Source organism: Paenibacillus sp. FSL M8-0142 (assembly GCF_038597315.1).
In the GTDB taxonomy this organism is placed as follows: Bacteria; Bacillota; Bacilli; order Paenibacillales; family Paenibacillaceae; genus Paenibacillus_AQ; species Paenibacillus_AQ lactis.
On the sequence record NZ_CP152008.1, the window covers coordinates 2,049,013 to 2,075,793 of the forward strand.

Annotated in this window: 22 protein-coding genes; all 22 read left to right on the top strand. The window is 49.3% G+C overall.

Going from position 1 to position 26,781, the window contains the following annotated elements; genetic code table 11:
• The first annotated feature begins 8 nt into the window (after positions 1 to 8).
• The 22 genes from NSQ46_RS09690 to NSQ46_RS09795 all read left to right on the top strand — a co-directional run bounded on the left by NSQ46_RS09690 (position 9) and on the right by NSQ46_RS09795 (position 26,781).
• Positions 9 to 1,553 carry a response regulator gene (locus tag NSQ46_RS09690; RefSeq protein WP_342576716.1) on the top strand — a complete coding sequence of 515 codons (1,545 nt, stop codon included), beginning with the start codon at positions 9 to 11 and terminating at the stop codon, positions 1,551 to 1,553.
• A gap of 22 nt (positions 1,554 to 1,575) precedes the next feature.
• The gene (locus NSQ46_RS09695) at positions 1,576 to 3,396 is read left to right on the top strand and encodes a sensor histidine kinase (protein WP_007127854.1); all 1,821 of its coding nucleotides are present in this window, start codon (positions 1,576 to 1,578) and stop codon (positions 3,394 to 3,396) included.
• Positions 3,393 to 4,928 (top strand): response regulator, encoded by a 1,536-nt coding sequence (locus tag NSQ46_RS09700; protein ID WP_342576717.1) that lies wholly within the window; start codon positions 3,393 to 3,395, stop codon positions 4,926 to 4,928. The genes NSQ46_RS09695 and NSQ46_RS09700 overlap by 4 nt, the downstream gene beginning before the upstream one ends.
• 125 nt (positions 4,929 to 5,053) lie before the next feature.
• Positions 5,054 to 6,748: a hypothetical protein gene (locus tag NSQ46_RS09705; RefSeq protein ID WP_007127856.1), complete on the top strand. Its 1,695-nt coding sequence runs from the start codon at positions 5,054 to 5,056 to the stop codon at positions 6,746 to 6,748.
• Between the two features lie 86 nt (positions 6,749 to 6,834).
• A complete protein-coding gene (locus NSQ46_RS09710; protein WP_007127857.1) occupies positions 6,835 to 7,794 on the top strand; it encodes an ABC transporter permease subunit in 960 nt (319 codons plus the stop codon).
• A complete protein-coding gene (locus NSQ46_RS09715) occupies positions 7,794 to 8,753 on the top strand; it encodes a carbohydrate ABC transporter permease (protein WP_342576718.1) in 960 nt (319 codons plus the stop codon). The genes NSQ46_RS09710 and NSQ46_RS09715 overlap by 1 nt, the downstream gene beginning before the upstream one ends.
• 3 nt (positions 8,754 to 8,756) lie before the next feature.
• The gene (locus NSQ46_RS09720) at positions 8,757 to 10,328 is read left to right on the top strand and encodes a glycoside hydrolase family 43 protein (RefSeq protein ID WP_340899998.1); all 1,572 of its coding nucleotides are present in this window, start codon (positions 8,757 to 8,759) and stop codon (positions 10,326 to 10,328) included.
• Positions 10,325 to 11,347, top strand: a complete 1,023-nt coding sequence (locus tag NSQ46_RS09725) for an endo-1,4-beta-xylanase (protein WP_342576719.1) — start codon at positions 10,325 to 10,327, stop codon at positions 11,345 to 11,347. Before NSQ46_RS09720 ends, NSQ46_RS09725 begins: the two co-directional genes overlap by 4 nt.
• A gap of 338 nt (positions 11,348 to 11,685) precedes the next feature.
• Positions 11,686 to 12,432, top strand: a complete 747-nt coding sequence (locus tag NSQ46_RS09730; protein WP_342576720.1) for a hypothetical protein — start codon at positions 11,686 to 11,688, stop codon at positions 12,430 to 12,432.
• 13 nt (positions 12,433 to 12,445) lie between these two features.
• Positions 12,446 to 14,134 (top strand): VWA domain-containing protein, encoded by a 1,689-nt coding sequence (locus NSQ46_RS09735; protein WP_210094784.1) that lies wholly within the window; start codon positions 12,446 to 12,448, stop codon positions 14,132 to 14,134.
• Between the two features lie 33 nt (positions 14,135 to 14,167).
• Complete coding sequence (locus tag NSQ46_RS09740; RefSeq protein ID WP_007127863.1) at positions 14,168 to 15,307, top strand: toxic anion resistance protein; 1,140 nt, start codon at positions 14,168 to 14,170, stop codon at positions 15,305 to 15,307.
• 1,251 nt (positions 15,308 to 16,558) lie between these two features.
• Positions 16,559 to 17,005: a hypothetical protein gene (locus NSQ46_RS09745; RefSeq protein ID WP_007127865.1), complete on the top strand. Its 447-nt coding sequence runs from the start codon at positions 16,559 to 16,561 to the stop codon at positions 17,003 to 17,005.
• A 527-nt stretch (positions 17,006 to 17,532) separates the two neighbouring features.
• Positions 17,533 to 18,534 carry an ABC transporter substrate-binding protein gene (locus NSQ46_RS09750; RefSeq protein WP_342576721.1) on the top strand — a complete coding sequence of 334 codons (1,002 nt, stop codon included), beginning with the start codon at positions 17,533 to 17,535 and terminating at the stop codon, positions 18,532 to 18,534.
• A gap of 80 nt (positions 18,535 to 18,614) precedes the next feature.
• The gene (locus NSQ46_RS09755; RefSeq protein WP_342576980.1) at positions 18,615 to 19,571 is read left to right on the top strand and encodes an iron ABC transporter permease; all 957 of its coding nucleotides are present in this window, start codon (positions 18,615 to 18,617) and stop codon (positions 19,569 to 19,571) included.
• Positions 19,568 to 20,620, top strand: a complete 1,053-nt coding sequence (locus NSQ46_RS09760; RefSeq protein ID WP_342576722.1) for an iron ABC transporter permease — start codon at positions 19,568 to 19,570, stop codon at positions 20,618 to 20,620. Before NSQ46_RS09755 ends, NSQ46_RS09760 begins: the two co-directional genes overlap by 4 nt.
• Before the next feature lie 32 nt (positions 20,621 to 20,652).
• Positions 20,653 to 21,468, top strand: coding sequence for an ABC transporter ATP-binding protein (locus NSQ46_RS09765; RefSeq protein ID WP_028404706.1), 816 nt, complete (start codon positions 20,653 to 20,655; stop codon positions 21,466 to 21,468).
• A 249-nt stretch (positions 21,469 to 21,717) separates the two neighbouring features.
• Positions 21,718 to 22,905, top strand: a complete 1,188-nt coding sequence (locus tag NSQ46_RS09770) for a GTP-binding protein (protein ID WP_007127870.1) — start codon at positions 21,718 to 21,720, stop codon at positions 22,903 to 22,905.
• 34 nt (positions 22,906 to 22,939) lie between these two features.
• On the top strand, positions 22,940 to 23,755 hold the full coding sequence (locus NSQ46_RS09775; RefSeq protein WP_342576723.1) for an ATP-binding protein: 816 nt from the start codon (positions 22,940 to 22,942) through the stop codon (positions 23,753 to 23,755).
• A 93-nt stretch (positions 23,756 to 23,848) separates the two neighbouring features.
• Positions 23,849 to 23,998, top strand: coding sequence for a 50S ribosomal protein L33 (gene rpmG / locus NSQ46_RS09780; protein WP_007127873.1), 150 nt, complete (start codon positions 23,849 to 23,851; stop codon positions 23,996 to 23,998).
• A gap of 77 nt (positions 23,999 to 24,075) precedes the next feature.
• Positions 24,076 to 24,783: a metal ABC transporter ATP-binding protein gene (locus tag NSQ46_RS09785; protein ID WP_342576981.1), complete on the top strand. Its 708-nt coding sequence runs from the start codon at positions 24,076 to 24,078 to the stop codon at positions 24,781 to 24,783.
• The gene (locus tag NSQ46_RS09790) at positions 24,729 to 25,592 is read left to right on the top strand and encodes a metal ABC transporter permease (RefSeq protein ID WP_342576724.1); all 864 of its coding nucleotides are present in this window, start codon (positions 24,729 to 24,731) and stop codon (positions 25,590 to 25,592) included. Before NSQ46_RS09785 ends, NSQ46_RS09790 begins: the two co-directional genes overlap by 55 nt.
• The gene (locus tag NSQ46_RS09795; protein ID WP_342576725.1) at positions 25,585 to 26,781 is read left to right on the top strand and encodes a zinc ABC transporter substrate-binding protein; all 1,197 of its coding nucleotides are present in this window, start codon (positions 25,585 to 25,587) and stop codon (positions 26,779 to 26,781) included. The genes NSQ46_RS09790 and NSQ46_RS09795 overlap by 8 nt, the downstream gene beginning before the upstream one ends.

Consider the following 26,781-nt stretch of genomic DNA (forward strand, 5'->3'; position numbering starts at 1 on the left):
CGATATCGATGATGAATGTGCTTTTGGTGGATGACGAGCCGTGGGTAATCGAGGGGCTTCGCACGATGGTGAATTGGAGAAATTTCGGTTTCCAGATATGCGGCGAGGCTTCGAGCGGCTCCGAAGCATTCAGTATGATTCAAGAGCTTAAACCGGAGCTGGTTCTGACGGATATCAATATGCCGGTGATCAATGGATTGGAGCTGATCGAGCGCTCAAACCAAAAGCTGGCAAGACCACCGAAGTTCGTCATATTGAGCGGTTACGATAATTTCGATTATGCGCTTACCGCAATGCAGCAGCGGGTCACGGAATATTTGCTCAAGCCATTCGACGAAGAAGAAATTGAGGCAGTCCTGATACGCCTGCGCACGAAAATTCAAGAGGAGCTTAAAGCGGAGCAATGCCATAGCCGCATGCAATTTTTGTTTACCAACAATCTATTGATCCGTTTAATTCAAGGCGAAGACAACGAATCACTTAAGCTGCAGGCTGCAAAGGCCCTTCTTCTGCAGAAGGATTCGAAGCTGCGGTGCGTTGTGGTTGAAGCTTCCGGGCCATCCGACGCTCTGGCCGGACGGGTTAAGAAATATTTCAAGCAGGAACCCGATCGTATTTTTGAGGACAGCGCGGGGAGGATCGGGGTGATTCTGCCTGATGATGAATTCCCCTCTTGCCGGGTACATGAGCTCAGCGTGCAGCTCCACAGGGAGCTTGAGGATCCGTCAAGCCAGCCGGTCATCGTGACGATCAGCGGCGTTCTGCAAGGGATCGAGTCGATTCGAGAGCTGTATTTACAGGCGTTGGAGGTTAATAAATGCAAACGTTGTCAAGGCAGAGAAGGTGTGTATCATTATAGGGATTTAAGGCAAGGCGGAAAATCGCAGGAGCTCGCAAAGGAGAAATTCAAGGAGCTTACGGAGATCGTGATGGCGTACCAGACTAACAAGATTCATGCTGCTGTTGAAGCCGCTTTGGACTCCATGTTGGAAGGCATGCTTGATTTGAAAGAGGCCATTTCCCATGTGGCTGACCTGGAGTGGAGTCTTTGCAGGCGGATCGGAGAAATGAACGGGGATCCGGATGCTTTGATGAGAAAACTTCACGACGGCCATGGCGCCATCGACAGTTTCGGGAACTATTCCGCACTGAAAACCTATGTCCTTGAACTTTGCTTGGAGGCGGCCGATATCCTGGCAAGGCTTGAGGCCAAGAACGAGAACAATACGATATTTCACGTGATTCAATATGTAGACCGGGAGTTCCGCAGCAAGCTTCAGCTGCAGGATCTGGCCAAAATGTTTCACATGAACACCGCCTATTTGGGCCAGTTGTTCAAAAAAGAGACCGGCAAGCCGTTTAACGACTATCTTAACGAGAAAAGAATCGAGGAAGCAAAGCGATTGCTAAGACGCACCCAAATGAAAATTTCGGACATTGCGCTTCAGGTCGGATATCCGAATACGGACTATTTTATCATCAAATTTAAATGCCTTACAGGAGTGCTGCCATCGGCGTACAAGCAGAAAACCGAGAGGGAGCCGGCTGATTGAACGGCGGGACGGTGCCAAAATCATGAAAAAACGTTTCAGATTCCGATCATTTATTAACGATATACCGCTGAACTATAAATTCATACTCATCTACGTGATTGGCGTGCTGCTCCCGATCGCGGTTATCAATATCGCGTTTATGGACCGGATGACCGGCATCATCAAAGACCGCGAGGAACAAAACCTCCAGATCTCGCTGGAGCGGGCCAGAAAAGATATTCATGAGTTCATTGACGGCGGTGTAGCGGTCAGTCATGCGCTCAATACGGACAAGCTGCTGTATGAAACGCTGGACCGAACTTACGAAAGTCCGATCCAGTTTTACGAAACGTTCGACGAACAGCTTCGAAACCGGGTGACCAGTTATATTCCCGTCAACAATCAGATTCAGCGAATCAGCATATTTACGGAGAATGATACGATCATGCCCGGCGGGAATTATCAAGTGCTCGATGCCAATGCGAAGAATAGCGACTGGTATCGGCTGTGGGAACAATCGACGTCCCCTGTTATGGTAGCGGCTTACAGGGCGACTGAAGCAAATAACCGCACAGCTACGGTCCCTTATCTGAGTGTTATCGAAAAAATGGACTATTTTGACATATATAGCAAGTATGATAAATTGCTCCGGATCGATATTGACTTAAACAAAATTTACGATGTCATCCTGCGCGAGCAGGACTATTTAAATCTCTATCTGGTCAATGAGCATAACCAAATCATTATGTCTGCGGACAGCGGGTACCAGCGGGACGTCACCGATGCTTATCCTGTGTTTCAGCTTGCTGATCACGACAAGGACAAAGACGTACATGTCGTCTCCATCGGAACGGCAAGTTACGTAAAGGGCTGGAAGCTGGTTGGCGTGACGCAGGGAACCCGTTTATCCCAAGCCATGCGCGAAATGCAGCTTTATGTGGGGATGATCGCAGCTGTCATTACACTGTTTTCGTTTATATTTATTTACATCATGCTCAGATCATACAATTATCGGGTTAAACGGTTGTCCAGACATATGCAGAAGGTTACCAACGAGAAGTTCGACCTGATCCGAATGGATGAGGGCCGGGACGAGATCGGTGGCTTGATCCAGAATTTCAATAGGATGACAGCCGAGATTAACTCTTTGATCAACAATGTGTACAAGCTCGAAATTCAGAAGAAGAACCTGGAGATGGAGCGGGTACGGGCAGAGCTGAACTTTTTGCAAAGTCAGATGAATCCGCATTTTTTGTTTAACACACTGAATGCCATATTGGTCGTCTGTACGAAAAACAATTATTCCGACGTGACGGATATCATCAAGAACCTGTCCAGACTGCTTCGCAGATTGCTTAGCTGGAAAGCGGACATCGTCACGCTTGAGGAAGAAATCTTGTTCATCGAAATGTATCTGAAGATCGAGAAATTCAGATTCAGGGACAAGATTGAGTATGAGCTTGATATCGACCGGGAAGCGCTGCTTTATAAAATACCGAAGATGAGTATCCAACCATTGGTGGAAAATGCGTGCAAGCATGGCATTCAGGCTGTGGATGGGAAAGGCGTGGTCAAAATCAGCGCGACGGTAATAGACGGCAACCTTCGTGTATCCGTACAGGACAACGGCAAAGGCATGGTCCCGGAAAAGCTTCGAGAGGTTCTTATTTCCATGCGCAACGAGAATACGTCCGGCACCAGCATCGGAATCCGCAATGTATATTGCAGGCTTGAGCTATATTACAACGACCTCGTCCGCTTTGATATTTACAGCAAACCGGATCAGGGAACGACGGTGTTCTTCGAGATTCCTGTCAGTCTGTTGGATCATCAGGATTACGAGCAAGGAGGGGAACGGAATTGAGATTTAAAGTTCTGCTGATCGATGACGAACCTGGAGCTTTGGAAGGCATGCAATTATGGATCAATTGGGAGGAGCTTGGCTTTGACATATGCGGCACATGCGCCAACGGCGCGGAGGGGCTGAAATTGATGGCTTCCCTTGCGCCGGATTTAGTGGTCACCGATGTACATATGCCGCTCATGGACGGCCTTGAAATGATCGGGGAGTGGCAGAAGAACGGCAACAAAGCAATCAGCTTCGCCATCGTTAGCGGATACAGCGAGTTCGAGTATGCGAGAAAAGCGATGCGTTACGGAATCGCGCACTATTTATTGAAACCGATTGAAGCGGAAGAAGCCTCTCACGTACTGCGAGAGATTTATCGTGAATTGCTGCATGAAGCCGAGAAGCAACAATGGAGCAGTATTGCTTCCCGGGAAGAGCAAGTTTCAAAGATCCGTCAGCTGCTAGGGCACAGTCCGGCTCCGGATAGGGACGGACCGGACGGTCTGGAGCCTTTGTCAGCCAGCCGGGACGCATGGAACATCTGCCTGGTTCAAACGGAGCCAACGAGTTACGCGGAATTGAGGGGAATCGCCAGCTCCCTGGTTGAGCAGCAAAGTGCCATGTTTTTGATTGACCTGGACAAGAACCGCTTCGGCATCGTTCTCGGGTATTCGCCGGATGACGGTCAGGAGGATCCCGCGCTCCGGATGCTTGCTGACTTGTCTGCCCGATTCGCCGGTCACCGGGTGTTTATGGCCGTGGGCTCACCGGAACAATCGATCCTGCGTCTTGCCAGCTGCTACAGCACCGCGGAAGAGGCGATAAAGCATAAGTTCTATGACCCCGATTATGCCGGGGTCATTTCTTACGAATCGGTCGATAACAGAAAGCTGGAATATCGTTACGCCTCGATACGCTTGGTGGACAGCGTGATGGAGGCGTTCAATCTTCTAAATGCCGCCGGTTATCAAGATACGATCGCTGCGGAAGCGGAGAGGTTTCGCAACTTGCGGCTCGCCCCTGAAACGGTGAAAAAGACCGTCATTCATTTGATGTACAAAATGAAAGAGTATATGGAGGAATCCGGCGAGCAGGCTTCGGATGTGCTGGCGAAATATGATGTATCCGCTTTGGCCGATTCGGTGATGAATCTGAACGATCTTTTGGATCTTCTGCTTAACTTCGGCCTCGAGTGCATTGATTTGCTGAGCCGGGAGCAGGCTCGTAAATCGCAGGGAATCATTCAGGAGATCAACGAATACATCCGGGAACATTACCGGGAGGGACTGACGATCAAGAAGCTGGCCGAGCGTTTTTATTTGCACCCGGTGTATCTTGGGCAATTGCTCATGAAGAAGAACGGTGTCGGATTTAACGAATGGGTGCATAATCTCCGGATTGAGGAGGCCACCCGGCTGCTTCGGCTAAACCAATATAAAAACAGCGAAATCGCGGAAAGGGTAGGCTATGTGAACTACAGCCAATTTCTGAAACAATTCGAAAAACGATTGGGGATGTCCCCCAATGAATACAAAAACAGGAACTAAAGTTTTTAGGGGAAAAGCTTTAATTGTGTTATAGTTCGCGTTTGGCAGCGCTTTTACAATAAAGATAAGTTATTGAAAGGGCTTACAGTCCTTGGAGTAACCATATCATTTCGGAGGTGCTTTAAATGGGGGGAAAGAAAAAGTCGGTACTCCGGTTCAGCATGGTGCTGCTGCTTTCGCTCGGTCTCGTACTATCGGCTTGCAGCGGCGGTAACAACAAGGGAGCCGCCAAGAACGATAATAACGGACAGGAAGCCGGGGAAAATGTCGCGAATGGAGTGGAGCCGTTTGAAATTTCGGTTTTCATCGGTCAGCCCGACCAGCAACCAACACCTGACAACAAGATTTATAAATTAATCAGGGAAAAGACAGGGGCATCCTTCAAATTCGAGTTCCTAGCTGGCGATATTGACCAGAAGCTCGGCGTTATGATCGCAGGGGGCGATTATCCGGACATGATGACAGCGAATCAAAAGCTGACAGCTGCCGGTGCCTTTATCCCGCTCGAGGATTTGATTGAAGAGCATGCGCCAAACTTGAAGAAGCATTATGAGAAGTACTGGAACATGATGAAAGACCCGAACGACGGTCATATTTACAATCTACCAAACTACGGCGTAACGAATGCTGACGTTACCTCGTCTTGGTATTCGGGCCCAGCCTTCTGGATTCAGAAGGACGTTTTGGCAGAGGCGGGATATCCAGAGGTTAAAACCTTGGATCAATATTTTGACTTGATTAAACAATACAAGGAAAAGCATCCGACCATCGACGGTACGCCGACGATCGGCTTTGAAATTCTGAACTATGACTGGAAAAACTGGGGGCTGTTCAATGCTCCTCAGCATTTGATCGGTCATCCGAACGATGGCGGCGTAGTCGTTAAAGACGGCAAGGCGGAAATTTTTGCCGATAAGGACTATGCCAAACGCTATTATAAAAAGCTGAACGAGATGAATGCCCTGGGCATCATCGACAAAGAAACGTTCACTCAAAACTTCGACCAGTATATGGCGAAAATCTCCAGCGGCGCAGTCCTTGGTATGTTTGACCAGCACTGGAACTTCCAAAGCGCTGAAAACGCGCTGATTACCCAGAAGAAAGATGAAAGAACATATGTCGGTCTTCCGCTTGTCTTTGATGAAGGCATCCGGGATCATTACAAAGATCGCCCGGCTCTGAACCTCAATAACGGGTTCGGGATTACGGTCAATGCATCCGAAGAACAGGCTATCCGAATTATCAAATTGTTGGATACGCTGATTCAAGAAGATTGGCAAAAAATCTTGGCCTGGGGGATCGAAGGGGAAGATTACATCGTTAAAGACGGCCGATTCATGAAAACGCAAGAGCAGCGCGACCAGTTTACCGATGCAACCTGGAAGCTCGCGAATAAAGCCGATTCCTTCTACGGCCAAGCCCCAAAAATGGAAGGTTTATTCTCGGACGGCAACGCGACAGATGCGGCTGCCCAGCCTGAAGAAATTCTGGCAGGCATGAAAGAGTATGACAAGAACTTCCTCGCCCAATACGGATTCAACAGCTATGTCGACTTCTTCAGTCCGGCTCCTGAGAACGACATCGCGTACCCGGCATGGTCTGTCGACCTGGTAGACGGATCTGAAGCGAAAATCGTGAATACGAAGCAAAATGAGTTGTCCACGAAGTACTTACCGAAAGCCATTCTAGCTAAACCGGAAGAATTCGACAGCGTCTGGGATGAGTACGTCACTGAAATCCGCAAGCTCAACATCAAGGCTTATGAAGATCGGATTAATGAAGTGCTGCAATGGAGAAGAGACACTTGGTCTGTTAAGTAAGGCAGCGGAAGGTACATGAATCGGAAACGGGAAGGCTTCATGCCTTCCTTGTTTACGAAATATGGGGTTTTGGGGAGAACAAACTTATGGAAGAGACCTTTGTCAAAGACTCTGCCGTCCGGAAGCCTAAGAAAAACAAGAAAATCACCTGGGCCGTCCTCAAAGAACAGAGACAGTTGATCTATATGTCAGTGCCTCTGATGGCTTACATCATCTTGTTTGCCTATGTTCCCATCTGGGGATGGACCATGGCTTTCCAGGACTACAAGCCGGCTAGAGACTTTAGTGAACAGAAGTGGGTAGGATTTAAACATTTTGAATTTCTTTTTAAGGATGATAGTTTCCTGCAAGTGCTTCGCAATACGCTCGCAATGAGTGTTATCAATATGATTCTCGGCTTTACGACTGCAATTATTCTTGCGTTATTACTGAATGAAATCAAGAAAGTATTTTGGAAAAGAACCGTACAGACGATCTCCTATCTTCCGCACTTTCTATCCTGGATCATCGTAACCGGGATTGTGGCGACGAGCTTGGCTTCGGACGGAATCATCAATGATGTCCTTATGAAGCTGCATCTCATCAAGGAGCCGATCCAATGGCTCAGTGAAGGCAAATACTTCTGGGGAATCGTCGGAGCGTCGCATGTTTGGAAAGAAGTCGGCTGGAATACGATTATATATTTGGCTGCGATGGCATCCATCGACCCGGCGCTTTATGAGGCTGCCGATATGGACGGGGCAAGCCGCTATCGGAAAATGTTCCATGTCACTTTGCCGGGCATTAAGCCAACGATTATCATTCTGTTGATCATGCAGGTCGGTCACATTTTGGAAGCAGGCTTCGAGGTTCAATACTTGCTGGGCAACGGTCTTGTTGTCGACTGGTCGCAAACGATTGACATTTTCGTACTGAAGTACGGGCTTGCCCAAGGCAATTACTCATTAGCAACGGCTGCCGGTATATTTAAAACGGTCGTTAGCGTGACGCTGTTATTGATTGCAAACGGAGTCGCGAAACGGCTAGGGGAAGAGAGGCTGCTATAATGGCAAATCAAACAATCAGCCCTGGGCCAGCAACTGCTGCCGCAGCGCCTAAATCCGTCAGAAAAAAAAGAGTAGAGCCGATCCTTTTTAATACGTTCAATACCTTGTTTATGATTGGTCTTGTCGTTGTCACATTATATCCGTTCCTGAACACGATCGTCGTTTCCCTGAATGCGGGGAATGATACGATCCGGGGCGGAATCTATCTCTGGCCGAGGGAATTTACTTGGCAGAATTACAAAGCGGTATTCGCTTCGGGAACGATATATGACGCGTTCTGGATTTCCGTGGCACGAACGGTGCTTTCAACGCTGCTGAATCTGGTCTTGACCACGATGCTGGCGTATACGCTGAGCCGTCGGGAATATGTATTCCGCAAGCCGATTACCTTGATCTTTATTCTGACGATGTACTTTAACGCCGGTTTGATTCCTGGATATTTTCTGATGAAGGACTTGCACCTGCTGAATTCGTTCTGGGTATATGTGATCCCGTCGATGATCAGCGCATTCAATATGATCGTTATCCGGACGTATATCGGAACGATTCCGGAAAGCTTGGTTGAATCGGCAAGAATTGATGGAGCCGGAGATTTTAAAATCTTCATTCGGATCATCTTCCCGCTGTGTAAACCGGTGCTGGCAACGATTGCGCTGTTCGTGGCCGTGGGGGCTTGGAACTCCTGGTTCGATGCATTCATCTATACCTCCTCACGCCAAGAGCTGAGCACTTTGCAGTATGAGCTGATGAAGCTGCTGTCATCCAGTATGAACGCGAACAGCAACCCGGCAGTGGCTGCCGGAGCCGGGATAACGCAGGACGCTGCGGTGAACATGGTAACGCCGATTTCAATTCGCGCTGCCGTAACGGTCGTGGCATCGGTTCCGATTCTGCTGGTTTATCCGTTCATGCAAAAGTACTTTGTTGTCGGTCTGAATGTCGGCAGTGTTAAGGAGTAGAACATGACGATACATGCAATCAGTTATGCGAACCCGGTTCTTCCGGGGTTTTATCCAGACCCGAGCATCGCCCGGGCAGGGGATGACTTTTATATGGTTTGCAGTTCATTTGAATATTTCCCGGCCGTGCCGATTTTCCGCAGTCGTAATTTAGCAGATTGGGAACAAATCGGGCATGTGCTGGACCGGGACAGCCAGCTGGATTTGAGGGCACGGCGAAGCTCGGACGGAATCTATGCACCGACGCTAAGGTACCATAACGGAACGTTCTATATGATTACGACGGATGTTTATGGAATTGGGAACTTTTACGTAACCACCCAGGATCCGGCCGGCCCATGGTCCGATCCGATCCTGGTCCCGTATGGCGGGATCGATCCCTCTTTGTTCTTCGACGATGACGGCAAAGTATATGTGACCGCCCAGCAGGGTGCTGATTACGACTCCCATGCCATCCAGTACGAAATTGACATTGCCACCGGGAAAGCGTTGTCCGAGCCGGTAGTCATCTGGAGGGGGGACGGCGGTCCCTGGACGGAAGGGCCCCACTTGTACAAAATAAACGGCATGTATTACATTATGTCCGCTTCCGGCGGCACGGCGAAGGATCACCGGGAAATTATCGGACGGAGCGCGAGTCCCTATGGGCCGTTCGAGCTGTATCCGCATCCGATTCTGACACACCGGGGGATCGAGCACCCCATTCAGTATTTAGGCCATGCGGACCTCGTGGATGATATGAACGGTGATTGGTGGGCAGTATTTCTTGGCGTTCGACTTGTTGATTCGGGATACAGCGTACTCGGCAGGGAGACATTTCTTGCTCCTGTAACCTGGAATGACGAGGGATGGCCGATGATCGACAACAATGAAGGCACCGTAAATCTCGATATGCGCGTAAAACGGTTACCGGGGACGCCAGAGAGGATAAAGTCCGGGCCGATGGCCCTGTTCGAAGGCAAGGATGATTTTGATGAGCCTAAGCTCCGGCATGGCTGGACCTTCCTTCGGAACCCGGCGGAAGGAAGCTGGTCGTTAACCGAGCGAGAAGGCTGGCTTACCTTGAGAGGACAGTCCGCCGGCTTAAATGACGTGGGTCAGGTTGCTTTTGTAGGCAGACGCCAACAACATGTCCGGGCGGAATGGAGGACTTTGCTTGAATTCGGTGCGATCCGCGATGGCGAGGAAGCGGGGATATGCGCAAGAAGGGATGAGGACGCCCATTATGAAATTTTTCTAAAGCAGGAAGATGGGCGGAAGATGATCGGCGCCAGACTGACCGTAAGAGGCGAATCCAAATTGGCGGCGGAAGTACCGGTCCATGCGGACTCGGTATATTTAAAGATTAGCTCGGACGTAACCGGCTATTCGTTGTCCTATTCGCTGGACGGGCTTGAGTGGATCCGGCTCGGCAAGGGAGCCGCCAAGCCGCTGTCACCGGAGGATTTCGTAAACAAAATGTGCTTTACCGGAGTGCTTATCGGACTCTACGCAAGCGGTAATGGGAAACCCGCTTCGGGCTCAGCCAGCTTTGACTGGTTTGAGACCAGGATTGGTAAGGAGGAAGAGATATGAATGTATCGGTACCGGCCGAGTCCGCACTTAAAGACATATTCGCGGAAGACTTCCATATAGGTGCGGCGGTCAGTAGTAATACGATCAAGTCGCAGGAGAGTCTGCTTACGCATCACTTTAACAGCATTACGGCGGAAAACGAAATGAAGTTCGCCAGCGTTCACCCAGAGGAAGAGCTTTACACCTTCGAGGAAGCGGATCAAATCGTGGACTTCGCGCGCAAACACGGGATGGCTGTCCGCGGACATACGCTGGTGTGGCATAACCAGACCACCGATTGGTTGTTCCGCGACAAGCAGAATCAGCTCGTGAGCAAAGCCGTGCTTTATGAAAGAATCCGTTCGCATATCCAAACGGTAGTAGGCAGATATAAGGGCGATATTTACGCTTGGGACGTTGTGAACGAGGTCATTGCCGATGACGGCGATCAGTTGCTGCGTACCTCCAGCTGGACGGAAATCGCCGGGGACGAATTCATCGCCAAAGCGTTTGAATACGCGCATGCTGCCGACCCGAATGCGCTGTTGTTCTACAACGACTACAATGAGTCCCATCCAAGCAAACGGGATAAAATTTATACCTTGGTCAAGTCTCTTCTGGACCGGGGAGTACCTATTCACGGCATTGGCCTGCAGGCACACTGGAATCTGTTCAACCCGTCCTTGGATGACATCCGGGCAGCCATCGAAAAATATGCTTCGCTAGGATTGCAGCTCCAGCTCACGGAACTGGATGTGTCGGTATTCCGTTTCGAAGATAAGCGGGCCGATCTGACCGAGCCTGAACCGGGAATGCTGGAACAGCAGGCTGAATTCTACGAAGCCGTGTTCAAGCTGCTTAAGGAATACAGCGATGTAATTAGCGCGGTGACGTTCTGGGGAGCTGCGGACGACCACACCTGGCTCAGCGATTTTCCGGTACGTGGGCGCAAAAACTGGCCGCTGCTGTTCGATGAGCGGCACAGGCCGAAGCCGGCTTATTATCGCTTAGCTGCTCTTGCCAATCATCTTCGGCGTTGATGATAGCTGAATTTATTAAATATGGAATAGAGCTGTGCCCTCTGAATCAGGTGGGTGCAGCTCTATATTTTTATTGGGAGATTGTTGCGGTTCCTCTATACCGTTAAGACGGATTTCCTTCCATTACGAAACTAACAGGAAACCTCCGGGCAGGAGGACCGTATAATATTGGTAAATGCGGAGAGGTTCATTCGAGTTTTCTCCCCAAAAAGTGACTACTTCTTCCAATTCTCGATTAAAATGCAAAGAAAAGTAGGCTTGTCTATGGTATAATTTGCTAACAAAACAGGACATCAAAAGGGTGGTTTTATAACGATGCGTGAAGTTGGTGATGGGTATTGAGCGAGCCTAAGTTCAAAAAGTTCTTCCTCTTGATCACAATCGTCATTGTCACAAACATATTGGTTTGGTCCAGAGGCTTTCTTGGGGTATCTCTTAGAGCCGAGAGTCCCCTGATCGTTGCTTTCGGGGCTGCTTTTCTTGCAGCGAGCTTGATCGCTTTAGTTTATGGAAGTTATACATACCTGTTTAAACCGAAGCCGGTTGTGAAGACGAAGAAAGAGGTTGTTACGCATGAGGATTACGTGGAGGCCATGAGCCGCTACCGTTCCATTGCGGTGCTTAAGCAAGATGTAGAGCTTGCGTTAAATCAGCTGGACCGGATGAAAAACCGGAAGCTGAAACTGCTGGAGGTATTGGAGCAGCGATTTGATGCGTCCGAATTGAGCTATAAAAAGTTCAATTCCGTAATCCATGAGGTCGAGAACCTGTTTTACATGAATATCAAAAGCATTCTCAATAAGCTTGGCGTGTTCAGCGTCTCTGATTTTGCCGCGATTGCGGATTTGCGAAAGAACAAAAAGCTCTCAGCGCGAATCATTGAGGAGAAGATCGAGCTTTACAATGAGTACCTTAATTTTGTGAATGAATCCTTAAATACGAATGAAGAAATTTTATTAAAGCTAGATAAGCTCCTTCTTGAGATTGCTCGTCTAGGAAGCTTGGATTTAGAGAGCATTGAAAACATGGCTTGCATGAAAGAAATCGATGCTCTGATCAGCCAAACCAAACTGTACAAAGACTGAAAGGGGTCATGGAATGTCCGGCAGAGGTAAAGTCATTGGTTTTCTTGCCGCAATTGTAGTTGTCGTTTTTGCAGTCGTCTATTTCGGAATCAGTGCCACTTCGAATCTCGGGAGCGGGGCTCAGCCGCTAACACCTGAGGAGGCCGCGAAGAAGCTTGATAAGCTGTACAGTAAGATTAAAGTCAAAACACCAGAGCCCATTAAAGGACAGATTGATTTAAATCCGGTGGACGTGGCGGAATCCCTGCCCGACATCGATAAGTTCCCGGTCTCGGTCAAAAACTCCACACCTCATTTCGTTGAAATCTTCTCTTCACCCGAGAAAGCAGGGTCAGGTGTCGACGGATGGTTGAATGAGGTGGCGACGGATTTCAATAAAGCCAAAGTCACCGTAAATGGAAAGCCAGTGTCTGTGATGATCCGAAGCATTAACTCGGGAACTGCGGCAGACTACATAAAGTCCGGCAAATACGTGCCGGATGCCTTTACGCCATCCAATGAATTGTGGATGGAGATGATCAAATCGGGCGGTATTAAGACCGAACGGATCTCGAAGAGCCTGAACGGGAATGTTCCGGGCATCGTGATCGATAAAGGAAAATATGATGAGCTGAAGAGCAAGTATGGCGAGGTTAACATCAAAACGGTAACGGAAGCGATTGCAGCCAGCGAGCTGTCGATGGGCTACACGGATCCGTTTGCCAGCTCGACCGGACTCAATTTCCTGGTCGCTGCGCTTAGCGCGTTCGACAGCAAAAATCTGCTGAGTGACAAGGCCGTCGAAGGATTTGAAAAATTCCAGGCCAACGTCCCATTCCTTGCATTAACCACACTGCAGATGAGGGAAGCCGCCGAATCCGGGCGATTGGATGCTTTTGTTCTGGAATATCAAACCTTCTTTAATGAAGCCGAGCTTCGGTCAGCCTATGAATTCGTTCCGTTTGGCGTAAGACACGACAGCCCGCTGTATGCCCTTGGGGATACCCCGGCGCTTAAGAAACAAATCTTGAAGAAGTTTGCCGACTTTGCCGCTCAGGATAAATATCAGAAGAGCGCGAGCAAATACGGTTTTAACCAGCTGGCAGACTATAAACCGGAAGCCAAAGTCGTGAACGGCGGAACCATTTCCCGGGCGCAGAAGCTTTGGAAGGACAAGAAAAATGGCGGAGCCTCCATTACGGCTGTGTTTGTAACCGACGTGTCGGGCAGTATGTCCGGTGAACCGATTAATCGCTTACGGCAATCCTTGATTCAAGGTCAGAAGTATCTGGGTTCACAGAACAGCATCGGTCTTGTCTCCTATTCGGATGATGTCACCATCAACCTCCCGATCGGGAAGTATGACACGAACCAGCAGTCCCTGTTCGTCGGTGCCGCCGAGAACCTGGTTCCGGAGGGCAACACCGCTACATTTGACGGGATTGTCGTAGCCATGAAGCTGCTGCAGGATGAAATCGCCGCGAATCCGAATACGAAGCCGGTCATTTTCGTACTGAGCGACGGGGATACGAACCGGGGCAGTAAGCTAAAGGATGTCCAAGGCTTGATTGAGGCGTTTAAAATTCCGATTTACACGATCGGCTACAACGCGGACATTGAAGCCCTTCAGAAGATTTCAAGCATCAATGAAGCTGCAAGCATCAATGCCGACACCGACGACGTTGTCTATAAGATCGGCCAATTGCTGAATGTGCAAATGTAACACATTATATATTCGGTTAAAGGGGGTTTTTGTATGACTTTTACAATGACTGTACCAAATGAAAATGAAATCAAGACGGTGCTGGAGGAACAAGTCGCTCCTGTCGATGAAGAAATGAAGCAGCTGATGACGCAGGCCGAGACCAATGTAAAGTCCTTGATGGACATTGACCTGGACTCGCTTGAACAGCGCCGAGGTATTCTGACCAGTATCGATTCTTTCGGGATGGGCACGATGCGCCAGTCCTCTGACAAAAACTCCTTGCTCAAAGTAACCGTCGGTAAGCTGTCGAAGGCCGGCGATGAAGGCGGGCCTGTAGCCAAGGGACTCACGGAGCTTCATCTCCATCTGAAGGATCTGGATCCCAGCGGGATAGATTTTCTCAAAACAGGCTTTCTCGGAAAGCTCTTTAATCCGGTTCGTGCCTACTTTGTGAAATTCAAGAAAGCGGATGAAGTCATTTCGGAAATCGTAGAAACCTTGGATAAAGGCAAGGCAACCCTCAAAAACGATAACACGACGCTTGAGATTGAACAGCAGTTCCTTCGCGATCTTACGAAACAGCTTCAGAAGGAGATTCAGCTCGGAATGTTCATGGACCAGCGGATTGAGCAGGAGCTGACTTTGGAGCAGGAGCGCGGCGGCGATCCGGAGAAGATTCGTTTTATCTCGGAAGAGGTCCTCTTCCCTCTGCGTCAGCGTTTGATGGATATGCAGCAGATGCTTGCGGTGAATCAACAGGGCTATTTGGCCTTTGAGGTTCTGATCCGCAACAATAAGGAGCTGATTCGCGGGGTAGATCGGGCGAAGACGGTTACCGTGTCGGCATTGCGTGTCGCGGTCACGGTCGCGAGCGCCCTGTACAATCAGAAGATTGTGCTAGAGAAGATTGAAGCGCTGAATAAGACGACGAACACCTTCATCGAAGGTACGGCGAAGATGTTGAAATCCCAAGGAGTGGCCATCCAGAAACAAGCCATTAACAGCAGTGTTTCGGTGGATGTGCTGAAGAAGGCGTTTGCCGATACATTTGAGGCGATGGAGGCCATCAGCACCTTTAAGCAGCAGGCCCTTCCGAAGATGCGGGAGACGATCGACCAGTTCCGTGAGCTGGCTGACAGTGGTGAAGAGCAAATTGTCCGGCTTGAGCGTGGGAAGAAGATTGCGGGTTAAGCGTGAAGGTTGTTCGGCGTAGCACGTGCAAGTGCAGGGCTTCGATAAGTGGAGGTTGCTCAGTGTGCGCGCAGGTGCAGCTTCGAAGTGTGAAGGTAATTCATCACTTCGCATGCGGATGGTGCCTCCGATCACTGTTGTCTCCGTATTTCTTGAAATGAGTTTGGGAAATGGGTGAAATTCGGAGACAAAGGCGACCACTTCGTTTCTCCAGCCCCATTCCGCCTGCTCCGTTGAAGTCTTACCGTTCGAGGCCAAACCGTTGGTGGAAGCGGCCCTTCACCTCTATCAGTGGGGGGAAGGGGGAAAGCCGCTCAGGTGTATACGTCCTGAGCGGCTTTTTGCTGCGCTGGTGGTTGGGCTACGATGTGTGCAGGTGCAGGCTCTGAACTATTGAAGGATGCTCAAACGGAGCGTGTAGGTGCAGCTTCGAAGTGTTAGGGGTGCTCAGTGGGAAGTGCGGGTGCAGGCTTCGATGTATGAAGGTAGCTCATCACTCCGCATGCGGATGGTGCCTCCGATCGCTGTTGTCTCCGTATTTCTTTAAATGGGTTTGGGAAATGGCTGAAATCCGGAGACAAAGGCGACCACTCACGTTTCTCCAGCCCCATTCCGCCTGCTCCGTTGAAGTCTTACCGTTCGAGACCTAACCGTTGGTGGAAGCGGCCCTTCACCCCTATCAGTGGGGGGAAGGGGGAAAGCCGCTCAGGTGTATACGTCCTGAGCGGCTTTTTGCTGTGCTGTTGGTGGGGCTCCGATGCGTGAAGGTAGCTCAGCGGGGCGTGCAAGTGCTAGCCTTGATGAGTGGAGATTGCTCGGTGGAGCGTGCAAGTGCAGGCTTCGCTGAGTGGAGGTTGCTTAGTGGAGCGTGCAAGTGCTGGCCCCGATGTGTGAAGGTAGCTCATCACTCCGCATGCGGATGGTGCCTCCGATCGCTACTGAATGGTAATTTCCCCAAGATCCGTTATAGTATGGTAGAATGAGCGGAGAAACTTGAGGGAACCTGCTCCTGTCCGAGTTGAGGTTTAAGTATGAGCTGGGCGGTGTTTAGGTTTGAACGGCACTGAACGAAATGAACACCATTAAAGCTATGGTGGGTTCAATACTTTTTACATTCAGGTGAATGGTTCCGTGCTGGAAAGGCACGACCCCGGACATTAGATGAGCTAATCTACGTTGGGGGCGGGCTGTTTTTGCACCAAGATGCGACTTCGAGAAAACAATTGGAATCAAAGGATGAAAGGGAGAGCGATGAAATACATTATAGGTTTCATTTTGCTGATGCTGTTGATGACGGGATGTTCAGGTAAAGAAGCCAACGTGCCTGATCTGGACAATAGGATGTCTAAGGTTTTTTCTTACGAGTTAAATCAAGTTGAACCTGAGCATAGTGAGCAGGTCCGTGATTGGTTGGCTAAAGCTAGACAAAGCGGGAAAGAGGGGCAGTTTTTTGTTCATTCATTCAGTAATGACACAGATGAATACGTGTATAACTATGTGTACAAAAAAGGGGCTTCCGATTATGAAGTTTCCTTTATTTATAATCCCGATGACCCGAGAAGTAAAGGAAGCGTACATGTGTCAGGGATCAACCATTCGGCGAATGACTCTTTTGTTAAGATCAAATTAATTAACGATTTATCGATTCTGGTAAATCTGTCCGATGACCCCATTGGAAAGAAACTGCAAGATCAATAAGGACAACGGGATCAGCATGCCACTGATGTCGGCGGGTCGGAAGAATGGAGAATTGAAGGAAGTTTTAATAGAGGCGAGGGATCGGTAACGGTGAGAAGACAATAGCATATTAGTCCAAGAGGCCGCGTTGCCGCGGCTTTTTTGTATGTAAGCGATCGGGATTTTTGTCTAATTCCGCGACAAATCTTCTTGGAAAAATATGTTGACTATTTCATGGCGGCATGCTATATTTCTTTCGAATTTAATAGTAATAATTACAATTTAATTACCTCGATAATGTATTTTAGGTGGTGGAGATCAATGTGATTAAGAGGGAATACATATCATTTTCATGGGCAGTTCAGTGATTTTCATGCATCTAATTCGTAATTATTACAACTATAGGTAAGGGGATGTACCATATGCGCAAACGTCTAGGTATCGTATTTTTGATAATTGCAGCACTCATTTCTGGTTGCGACAGTGTTCCTCAAGAAACAGGGACTGAGACCGCAACCGGCAGGACGAATTCAAATGCTGAAGAGGCAGTGCCAAACGCTGGAGGAGCAGCGCCAAATGCTGATGGAGCAACGCTAAATGCTGGAGGGGCAGCGCCAAATGCTGATGGAGCAACGCCAAGTGCTGAAGAGGCGGCGTCAAATGAGGAAGGAACAAGCTCCAAATCGACATTCAAGGATGTAACCGGAACGGAGATCTCCGTTGCCCTGCCGGTGGAGAAGGTGGCGTGTTTAACAGAGATCTGCGTAGATGCCCTGGTTGAGCTGGGATTGAAACCTGCTGCGGTAACTGCGGGAGGACTTGCGCCAGAACCGGAGTTTTATGGTGAGGAAGCAGCAAGCCTCGGAAAAATCGGAGGAAGCTTCTTTGAACCCAATTTGGAGGATATTTCGTTGGCGGGACCGGATCTTGTCATTGGATTGGAAGGAACCCATGAAGGATTGCGGGAAGGCTTAGACGGCATTGCTCCGTTATACATCGTCCAGCCTAGGAGTATGCAAGAATCGATCGAGTTCCTGCAGCATATGGGCCAGCTGACAGGGCGAATAGCGGAAGCCGAAGCGGCCGAGAAGCACCTTCTGGATAAATTCAATTACTACAAGGAACACAGTCCGAAGGATAAGACCGCATTGGTGATGTACGGGTCTGATGTAAATTTCGGTATCGATACGGCCGGGTCGCTTGTGGGCTCGATGCTGGCGGAAGTCACGCAATACCCATGGCCCGCACCCGAGGCTGACGGCGGCCACCAAGCAGGGGGGATGGCTTACTCGTTGGAAAAGATGCTTGAGAACGATCCGGATTATATTTTTGTCGAAACTTTCACGTTCAGCCCCGACTCACAGCCATTATCCGAGCAATTCAAGACGAACCCGCTGTGGTCCAGACTCCGCGCGGTGAAGAATGGACAGGTTCATGAGATGCGTACATCCGTATGGGCCAGCGGCAGGGGAACGCGGTCGCTCGGCATCATTTTAGACGAAGCGATGAGCCACATGTATCCCGAGCTTTATAAGAAAGCGGTGGAATAGCTTTGCAGCGTACCGATCCCACCATAATCAAGAGAGCAAAAATAGGGGGAGCGCCCCTTTTTTTTGCATTGTTTTTCATGATGGCTGCTGTGATATCAATAGGCATGAAGCATGGCTACCCGGAAATGTCCTGGTCAAGCTTGCAGCAGCTGCTGTTCTTTAACGGGGGAACCGAACTCGAGAGGGTGTCCGTTCTGGAGATCAGGCTTCCCCGAATCGTATTAGGATGCATGGCCGGAGCGATGCTGGGGTTATGCGGCGTTCTTCTGCAAGATGGACTTCGAAATTCATTAGCAGGTCCGGAGTTGTTAGGTGTTTCTTCGGGAGCTTCGTTTATGATGGCTCTTGTTACGGTTTTACATGTTCCCGTCTCCTATGGCATGCAGCCATGGTTTGCCCTTCTTGGAGGACTTATAGGCGGGGCTGTGGTTATTTTGGCAGCCGGAGGAAGAAATGGAGGCATACATATTATCCTTATCGGCGCTGCTGTCACTGCGATCATGAACGGATTGGTGGTATGGGTGATTACGATGGGGTCATCCAATAGTGCGAGCCTCTTGTTTACGTTTCTGATGGGGAATTTGGCGAACCGCAATTGGACTCATGTCGGTCATCTGTTGCCTTGGGCGCTCGTTACGATTCCCCTTTCCTTAAGCTTCGCCAGATCGTTGAACGTACTGCGCTTGGGGAGCGAGACGGCCGAAGGGCTGGGACTTCATGTCATGCGGGTGCGTATTTATCTGCTCATCGTATGCTGCGCGATGACGGCAGCGGTTGTATCCCAGTGCGGACCTATTGGCTATATTGCCTTGATCGCTCCACACCTGATACGGAGCTTATCACAGCAATATGACGCAAAGTTCGTTCTTCCATTCTCGGCAATGCTCGGAGCCGTCCTGTTAACAACGGCCGATATCCTGGCACGAACCATGTTTATGCCCAGGGAAGTGCCTGTCGGGCTTTGGACGACTCTAATCGGCGGACCTGTTATTATCGCATTATTTTTGCGTAAGCTTGGGGGGCGGCCTTCAGAATGAACAAGCTGATCCGTAATCGCAATCCCTATGAGATGACATATAAGATCGGACTCCTGGCAGCCTTGCTGCTTGTCCTGATTCTGTGTGTCATGCATATCGCATTTGGCAAAGTGGTGATTTCACCGCAGCATATTCTGCGTGCTTTGGCGAACGTACAAGAAGAGGAACACCATCGACAAATCATATGGCAGCTTCGATTGCCAAGGACTTTGATTGCGCTTGTAGCGGGCGCCATGCTGGGCTTGGCAGGAGCAATTCTTCAGTCCATAACCCGCAACCCGTTGGCAGAGCCGGGATTACTCGGCGTATCGGCAGGCTCGGTGTTGATGATCGTCATTTGGATCACATTTGCTGACGGTTTAGGGGATGCGACAAGGTATCTTCCTTTGGTTGCATGGATGGGCGGTATCGGCACCGTCCTCTTTGTAAACACATTAAGTCTAGGTAAGGGAATGGATATCACCAGGCTTGCGTTAGTCGGAATACTAACGGGCAGCGTATTGCAATCTTGCACCTCATTGATCCTGCTCCGGCATACGGAAGCGGTCGGCAGCATCTTGTTATGGATGATCGGCTCCCTTAATGGCCGGGTATGGGTGCATTGGGATATGCTTTGGCCTTGGGCATTAGTCATCATCCCTCTCGGTCTTCTTAGCGCTGGAGCTGCGAATGCGTTGCAATCGGGGCAGTCTACGGCGGTTAGTCTGGGCGTGTCTGTTCGTCGAATGAGATGGATGATGCTCATCCTGGCGGCAGTGCTGACCGCAGGAGCGGTTGCAGCTGTTGGCGCGATCGGATTTATTGGTCTTATCGGTCCTCATATTGCAAGGAGACTGGTAGGCCAAGATGCAAGAAGATTATTCCCTTTCAGTACGGTTGTCACAGGCGTGCTGCTGCTCGGCGCCGATGTCATTGCCCAGGCCGTATCGTTCGAGCTGCATGTATTCGGTTTAAGCTCGCAAGTTTCCCTTCCGGTAGGGGCAGTTACCGCCTTTATGGGGGCTCCTTTTTTTCTGTATCTCATTAAGCAAAAAAGAAAATCACATTGAATGTTTCAACGAACAAGGAGACAGAGACGAAGATGAAAGAAGATCAATCCCAAAAACCCTTGCTGGAAGCTCAGAACATAGAGCTGCGATATAACGACAAACCCATCCTCAAAGAGCTGTCTATGGATATCCTATCGGGTGGTGTGACTGCGCTCTTGGGCACCAACGGATCCGGCAAATCCACGCTGCTTAAAACCATGGCACGGCTGCTTATGCCGCAGAAAGGGTGTGTATATCTGGATGGGCATGCCATTGCAAAAGAATCTCCGAGGTCCTTGGCAAGGAAGATGGCGATACTCCCTCAGTCACCGGAGGTTCCGATGGCCATTACGGTCAGAGAGCTGGTAGAGCAGGGACGGTATCCTCATGTAGGTCCGCTGCGGATGTTGAAAAAGCAGGATCATGCTGCGATCGAAGAAGCGCTTGAAGTTACCGGTATGCAAGCTTTCGAGCAGCGGCCGCTGGATTCTCTCTCGGGGGGAGAAAGGCAGCGAGCGTGGATTGCCATGGCGATCGCGCAGTCGACTCCCGTGTTAATGCTGGATGAGCCCACGACATTTCTGGATGTTCGACATCAGTTGGAGATACTGGAGCTCGTTAGGAGGCTGAACCAGGAGAGGGGGACTACGATCATTGTTGTGCTTCATGATTTGAATCAGGCGGCGAGATACGCGGATCGCATGGTTGTTCTAAAGGACGGGCGGATTGTACGGGATGGTACGCCGGATCGAGTGCTGACTGAAGCTGTGCTGCAGGAAGTGTTCGGAATACACGCTACGGTGTTGAAGGATCCTGTGGCGGGAACGCCCATATTCCTGCCCCATTCAGTCGTTCATCGTGAAGGATGAGGAATTGCTCAACGCTTTTAAAATCAAGGGCTGGTAGACCAGGGATCCATGACCATCTTTGGTCTATTCCTGTGGTTTTTTTGGAGCCAAGATGATTTGTGATCCTAACGACGTGCCGTATCGAAATATGGACGTTTGACATTTTGAATAAAAGCAATTATATTAGGGTTGTCATAAATCGTAATCATTACGAATAAGATGGATTAGTCTATTTTAAGTCCTATATCAAGTCACAAGGAGAAGAATGCAATGACACAACAACAAATCCCCGTAACGGTACTCAGCGGGTATCTCGGCTCGGGAAAAACGACGGTATTAAATCACGTACTGAATAACCGGCAAGGCCTGAAGGTCGCTGTCATTGTAAATGACATGAGCGAGATTAACATTGATGCAGCACTGGTTAAGGGAGAGGCGTCCTTATCCCGCACGGAAGAGAAGCTGGTTGAGATGTCCAACGGATGCATATGCTGCACGCTGCGAGATGATTTAATGAAGGAAATCGAAAAACTCGCGAGCGAACAACGGTTTGATTACATTCTGATTGAATCCACAGGCATCAGCGAACCGATCCCGGTCGCTCAGACATTTACATATGCCGACGAAGAGACAGGGATCGATTTAACGAATCTGGCCAAGCTCGATTGTTTGGTCACCGTCGTGGACGCGAATCGATTCTGGCAGGATTTCGCATCCGGTCAGAGCCTTCTGGACCGCAATCAGGGCGCGGGAAGCGAAGATGATCGTGATGTCGTGGATTTGCTGATCGATCAGATCGAAACCTGCGATGTACTGCTCCTAAATAAATGTGATCTCGTGGATGACGCGGAATTGAACAAGCTTGAAGCTGTCCTTCGAAAGCTGCAGCCAAGCGCCAAGATCATTCGTACCCTGCATGGACAGGTCGATCCGTCGGAGATCTTGAATACGGGATTGTTTGATTTTGAACGTGTAAGTTTGTCAGCCGGATGGATCCAGGAATTGCAAAAAGAAGCGCATGTCCCGGAGACCGAAGAGTATGGAATCAGCTCCTTCGTGTATCGCCGCAGAAGGCCCTTTCATCCATCCCGGTTGGCTGAATTCATGGGGGAATGGCCTGAACAGGTTGTTCGAGCCAAAGGACTGGTGTGGTTGGCTGCAGATGGAGATGTTGCGGCAAGCTTAAGCCAAGCTGGCCCTTCGATTCAGTTTGGACCCGCCGGATATTGGGTTGCCGCGCTTCCTGCAGCCGAAAGAGAGGAGATTTTACGAACCGAGGAGGATGTACGGGTGAAATGGGACACCCATTGGGGAGACCGGCAAACCGAGTTGGTGATGATCGGGATCGATATGGACCGAGAGCATATTGAGGCTGCGTTGGATCAGTGTCTGCTTACCGATGTGGAAATGAGCTTGAATTGGGCGCGCTTTGAGAATCCATTGCCTTGGATTGCATAACTGATTATATACACTGAAGGAGCAGCAGCCATTCATGAGTAAAAGTAATGCGAGCCAGCGTCTTCCCCGTGCGAAGGGAATTGACATGGCAAATCTATATTCACCCAAAGACTGTGCCAAAAAGGCAAAGCATCTCATTTTGTCAGAAGTCAATCAAAGAATTGTGAAAGAATTTATTGAAATTTTAGGGATGAGGGAGGAGTTTGAACAGCATGGCGTGCCGGTTCCAAACAAGATTGTCATGTACGGACCTCCCGGAACAGGTAAGACGTTAACGGCTTTTTACATGGCTAAGGTCCTTGAGCTTCCACTTGTCTTGGTTCGCTTGGACGCGATCATTCACAGTCATTTGGGGGAAACCGGAAGCAATATCCGTAAAATATTCGATTATGCCAGCGCGTTCCCGTGTGTCCTGTTTATGGACGAATTCGATGCCATAGCCCGGACTCGAGATAACAACGATGAAGTCAAGGAGATGGCGCGTGCTGTAAATACGTTGCTCCAATGCTTGGATGATTTTGGAGACCGGAGCATTATAATGGCCGCCACCAATTTGGAAAAGGATCTGGATCAGGCGATATGGCGCCGGTTCGATACGAAGTTAATCTATACCGTGCCTGGGCAGGAGCAAATGAAGCAATATATTGAAATTCTCATTGGCGAATTTGAATGTGATCCGTCAATTTTCACTGAAACTTGCCGGCAGCTTGCAAGGTGCAGCTTTGCTGATATCGAGCAAATTGTGCTAAAAGCAAAACGTAAAGCGATTATTGAGCGAATGCCTCTTCAGATGAAGCATATGCAGAACGCGATTGAAGAGTATAAACCAATAATTGTCGCTGCTTATTAATAGAAGTCATCATCCGATTGGGGATTGACAAAGGATACACATAGAGATTACGATTTCTAATCGTAAAAATTACTAATAAGGAGGATGCATAATATGAGAGTCATCGTTACATTGGCATGCACCGAAACGGGAGATCGGAATTACACGACAACCAAAAATAAGAAAAATCATCCTGAGCGTTTGGAAATGCGCAAGTATTGCCCTAGATTGAAAAGATATACGCTGCATCGCGAGACACGTTAATATAGGCAGTGTTATTAATCGTAATTATTACGCAAGACAGTGTTGAATGTTCTGTCATGAGGAAGGAAGAGATTGAAATGATTTTGTCCTCCATGCGCGACGTCGTGTTTGGATACGGAGATCGAACTGTTATCCAGGACCTGTCACTGGATATCCATACCGGGCAATTTATCGCGATTTCAGGTCCCAATGGTGCAGCGAAATCGACCCTGCTGAAATTGATGCTGGGCTTGACCAAGCCTTGGAGCGGAACGATTGAAATGAATCGTGTATCGGAGGACGGATCACCAATAACGGTTGGTTATGTTCCCCAGCTTGTGGCTTCGTTTAATGCCGGTTTCCCCAGCAAAGTCATCGAACTTGTTCGTTCAGGCCGTTATCATCGTCTCGGGTTGTTCAAACGGTTTGCAGCCAGCGATCATGAGGCCGTCAAGCAAAGCCTGATGGAAGTGGGAATGTGGAAATATCGCAACCATAAGATTGGTGAATTGTCAGGCGGTCAGAAGCAGAGGGTTTGTATTGCAAGAGCATTGGCTCAGGAGCCGGAGGCGCTGATCCTTGATGAGCCAACAACCGGGCTGGATGAAGCGAGCCGTAAAGAGTTATACGAGCTGCTGGATCGCTATGTGAAACAAAGAGGAAAAACGGTGATCATGGTTACTCATGCATTGGAGGAAATCGATCCTTACCTGGACCGGGTCGTCCATCTGGAACGAAAGGAGGATACGGGATGGCGATGCTCGGTTACGAATTCATGCAGCGTGCCTTTTGGGCAGGAGGCCTGATCGGTGTAATCGCTCCGATCCTCGGCGTATATTTAATGCTTCGTCGGCAGGTGCTTATGGCTGATACCCTCTCCCATGTTTCGCTGGCAGGGGTGGCATTAGGATCGTTCTTGCATCTTAATCCGACGATAAGCGGATTTGTCGTCGCCATCATCGGAGCGCTTGTCATTGAACAGCTTCGAAGGGTATACCGAACCTACACCGAGGTGCCGGTCGCCATTATCATGACGTCCGGACTGGCAGTGGCCGTCGTCCTGATGAGTTTGAATCCGCATTTGAATAAAAGCTTTAGTTCCTACCTTTTTGGATCCATCGTTGCGGTCAGTGATACCCAGCTCGCTTTGATTGCCATCGTAGCCGCATTAGGGCTGGTGTTTTTTGTTGCCTTACGCCGGCCCCTTTATAACTTTGCCTTCGATGAGGAGACTGCTGCGATTTCAGGGACTCGGGTTTCGCTTCTTTCCTTTTTATTCGCCGTGTTTACAGGCATGACGGTCGCTGCTTCCATGCCGATCGTTGGCGTATTGCTAGTATCGGCACTTATTGTACTTCCAGCCTCGATCGCACTCCGGATTGCTCCCGGGTTTATAGCTGCCATGGGCGTAGCCGTCCTTACAGGATGGGTTGGCGTTTTCTCGGGACTAACCGCCTCCTACTATTTGAATTCGCCGCCTGGTGGCACGATTGCTCTCATTTTGTTAGGGTTCTTGCTCATAGCTGTATTCATTCAGAAGCTATTGCAATTGCGAAATCGAAGATCTGTACAAATAAACAAACCGAAAGTAAGAGGAGTTATTAATCATGATTAAGAGTTATAAACGAATCCTTGCCGCTTTTTCATTATCCGCAGCATTGGCTGTCGCGGGCTGCGGCTCTGCCAAGCCAAGTGAATCCAATGGAAGCATGAATACAACAAATAGCCAAGTAACAGATACATCAACAGCAGCAAAATTAAAGATTAAAACAAGCTTCTATCCGATGTATGAATTCACGCGCCAAGTTGCTGGTGATATGGCGGATGTCGAGAATTTGGTTCCGGCAGGGGTTGAACCGCATGACTGGGAACCTACGCCGCAGGATATGGCAGGCATTGCTGATGCTGACGTGATTGTCTATAACGGTGCCGGTATGGAGAGCTGGATCGATCAGGTACTGGATAGCGTAAAAGATCGCGATCTGAAGGTAATTGAGGCAAGTCAAGGAATAGAGATCATGGAAGGCGAAGGGCATTCCCATTCGCATGACCATGGCGCAGAAGGTGAACATAGCCAAGAAGATGAACATGCCCATGACCATGGCGCAGAAGGCGAACATAGCCACGAGGATGAACATGCGCATGACCATGGCGCAGAAGGTGAACATAGCCACGAAGATGAACATGCGCATGACCATGGCGCAGAAGGTGAACATAGCCACGAAGATGAGCATGCCCATGACCATGGCGCAGAAGGCGGGCATCATCATGATCACGGCGGTCTTGATCCCCATGTGTGGCTTTCGCCTGCTCTTGCTATTCAGCAAGTGCGTAATATTGAACAAGGCCTGGCTGAAGCAGACCCTGATCATAAGGATGCCTACAAAGCGAATGCAGATTCTTACGTAAGTAAGCTGGAGGCGTTGGATCAGGAGTTTAAAGAAGGCTTGAAGGATTCCAAGAGAAAAGACTTCATCACCCAGCATGCTGCGTTCGGTTACTTGGCCAAAGAATACGGCTTAACCCAGGTACCGATAGCAGGCCTGTCCCCTGATCAGGAGCCATCGGCATCGCAAATGGCCAAGATTATTGAATTTGCCAAAGAAAACAATGTAAAAACTATTTTCTTTGAAACGCTCGTAGCCTCAAACGTTGCAGAAACGATTGCCTCAGAAATCGGAGCATCCACCGCTGTATTAAATCCGATTGAAGGGCTGACGGATGAGGATATTTCCAAACAGCTTGATTATATTGCGATCATGCGTCAAAATCTCCAAGCCCTACAGGCTGCTTTAAATGAATAG

What these genes read in the sequence shown, in the direction of transcription:
- NSQ46_RS09775 (WP_342576723.1), top strand. Translation starts at nt 22,940, where the DNA reads ATGAGTAAAAGTAATGCGAGCCAGCGTCTTCCCCGTGCGAAGGGAATT.
- NSQ46_RS09740 (WP_007127863.1), top strand. Translation starts at nt 14,168, where the DNA reads ATGACTTTTACAATGACTGTACCAAATGAAAATGAAATCAAGACGGTG.
- NSQ46_RS09770 (WP_007127870.1), top strand. Translation starts at nt 21,718, where the DNA reads ATGACACAACAACAAATCCCCGTAACGGTACTCAGCGGGTATCTCGGC.
- NSQ46_RS09795 (WP_342576725.1), top strand. Translation starts at nt 25,585, where the DNA reads ATGATTAAGAGTTATAAACGAATCCTTGCCGCTTTTTCATTATCCGCA.
- NSQ46_RS09690 (WP_342576716.1), top strand. Translation starts at nt 9, where the DNA reads ATGATGAATGTGCTTTTGGTGGATGACGAGCCGTGGGTAATCGAGGGG.
- NSQ46_RS09760 (WP_342576722.1), top strand. Translation starts at nt 19,568, where the DNA reads ATGAACAAGCTGATCCGTAATCGCAATCCCTATGAGATGACATATAAG.
- NSQ46_RS09765 (WP_028404706.1), top strand. Translation starts at nt 20,653, where the DNA reads ATGAAAGAAGATCAATCCCAAAAACCCTTGCTGGAAGCTCAGAACATA.
- NSQ46_RS09720 (WP_340899998.1), top strand. Translation starts at nt 8,757, where the DNA reads ATGACGATACATGCAATCAGTTATGCGAACCCGGTTCTTCCGGGGTTT.
- NSQ46_RS09790 (WP_342576724.1), top strand. Translation starts at nt 24,729, where the DNA reads ATGGCGATGCTCGGTTACGAATTCATGCAGCGTGCCTTTTGGGCAGGA.
- NSQ46_RS09735 (WP_210094784.1), top strand. Translation starts at nt 12,446, where the DNA reads ATGTCCGGCAGAGGTAAAGTCATTGGTTTTCTTGCCGCAATTGTAGTT.
- NSQ46_RS09725 (WP_342576719.1), top strand. Translation starts at nt 10,325, where the DNA reads ATGAATGTATCGGTACCGGCCGAGTCCGCACTTAAAGACATATTCGCG.
- rpmG (WP_007127873.1), top strand. Translation starts at nt 23,849, where the DNA reads ATGAGAGTCATCGTTACATTGGCATGCACCGAAACGGGAGATCGGAAT.
- NSQ46_RS09715 (WP_342576718.1), top strand. Translation starts at nt 7,794, where the DNA reads ATGGCAAATCAAACAATCAGCCCTGGGCCAGCAACTGCTGCCGCAGCG.
- NSQ46_RS09705 (WP_007127856.1), top strand. Translation starts at nt 5,054, where the DNA reads ATGGGGGGAAAGAAAAAGTCGGTACTCCGGTTCAGCATGGTGCTGCTG.
- NSQ46_RS09710 (WP_007127857.1), top strand. Translation starts at nt 6,835, where the DNA reads ATGGAAGAGACCTTTGTCAAAGACTCTGCCGTCCGGAAGCCTAAGAAA.
- NSQ46_RS09755 (WP_342576980.1), top strand. Translation starts at nt 18,615, where the DNA reads ATGGCTGCTGTGATATCAATAGGCATGAAGCATGGCTACCCGGAAATG.
- NSQ46_RS09745 (WP_007127865.1), top strand. Translation starts at nt 16,559, where the DNA reads ATGAAATACATTATAGGTTTCATTTTGCTGATGCTGTTGATGACGGGA.
- NSQ46_RS09695 (WP_007127854.1), top strand. Translation starts at nt 1,576, where the DNA reads ATGAAAAAACGTTTCAGATTCCGATCATTTATTAACGATATACCGCTG.
- NSQ46_RS09785 (WP_342576981.1), top strand. Translation starts at nt 24,076, where the DNA reads ATGATTTTGTCCTCCATGCGCGACGTCGTGTTTGGATACGGAGATCGA.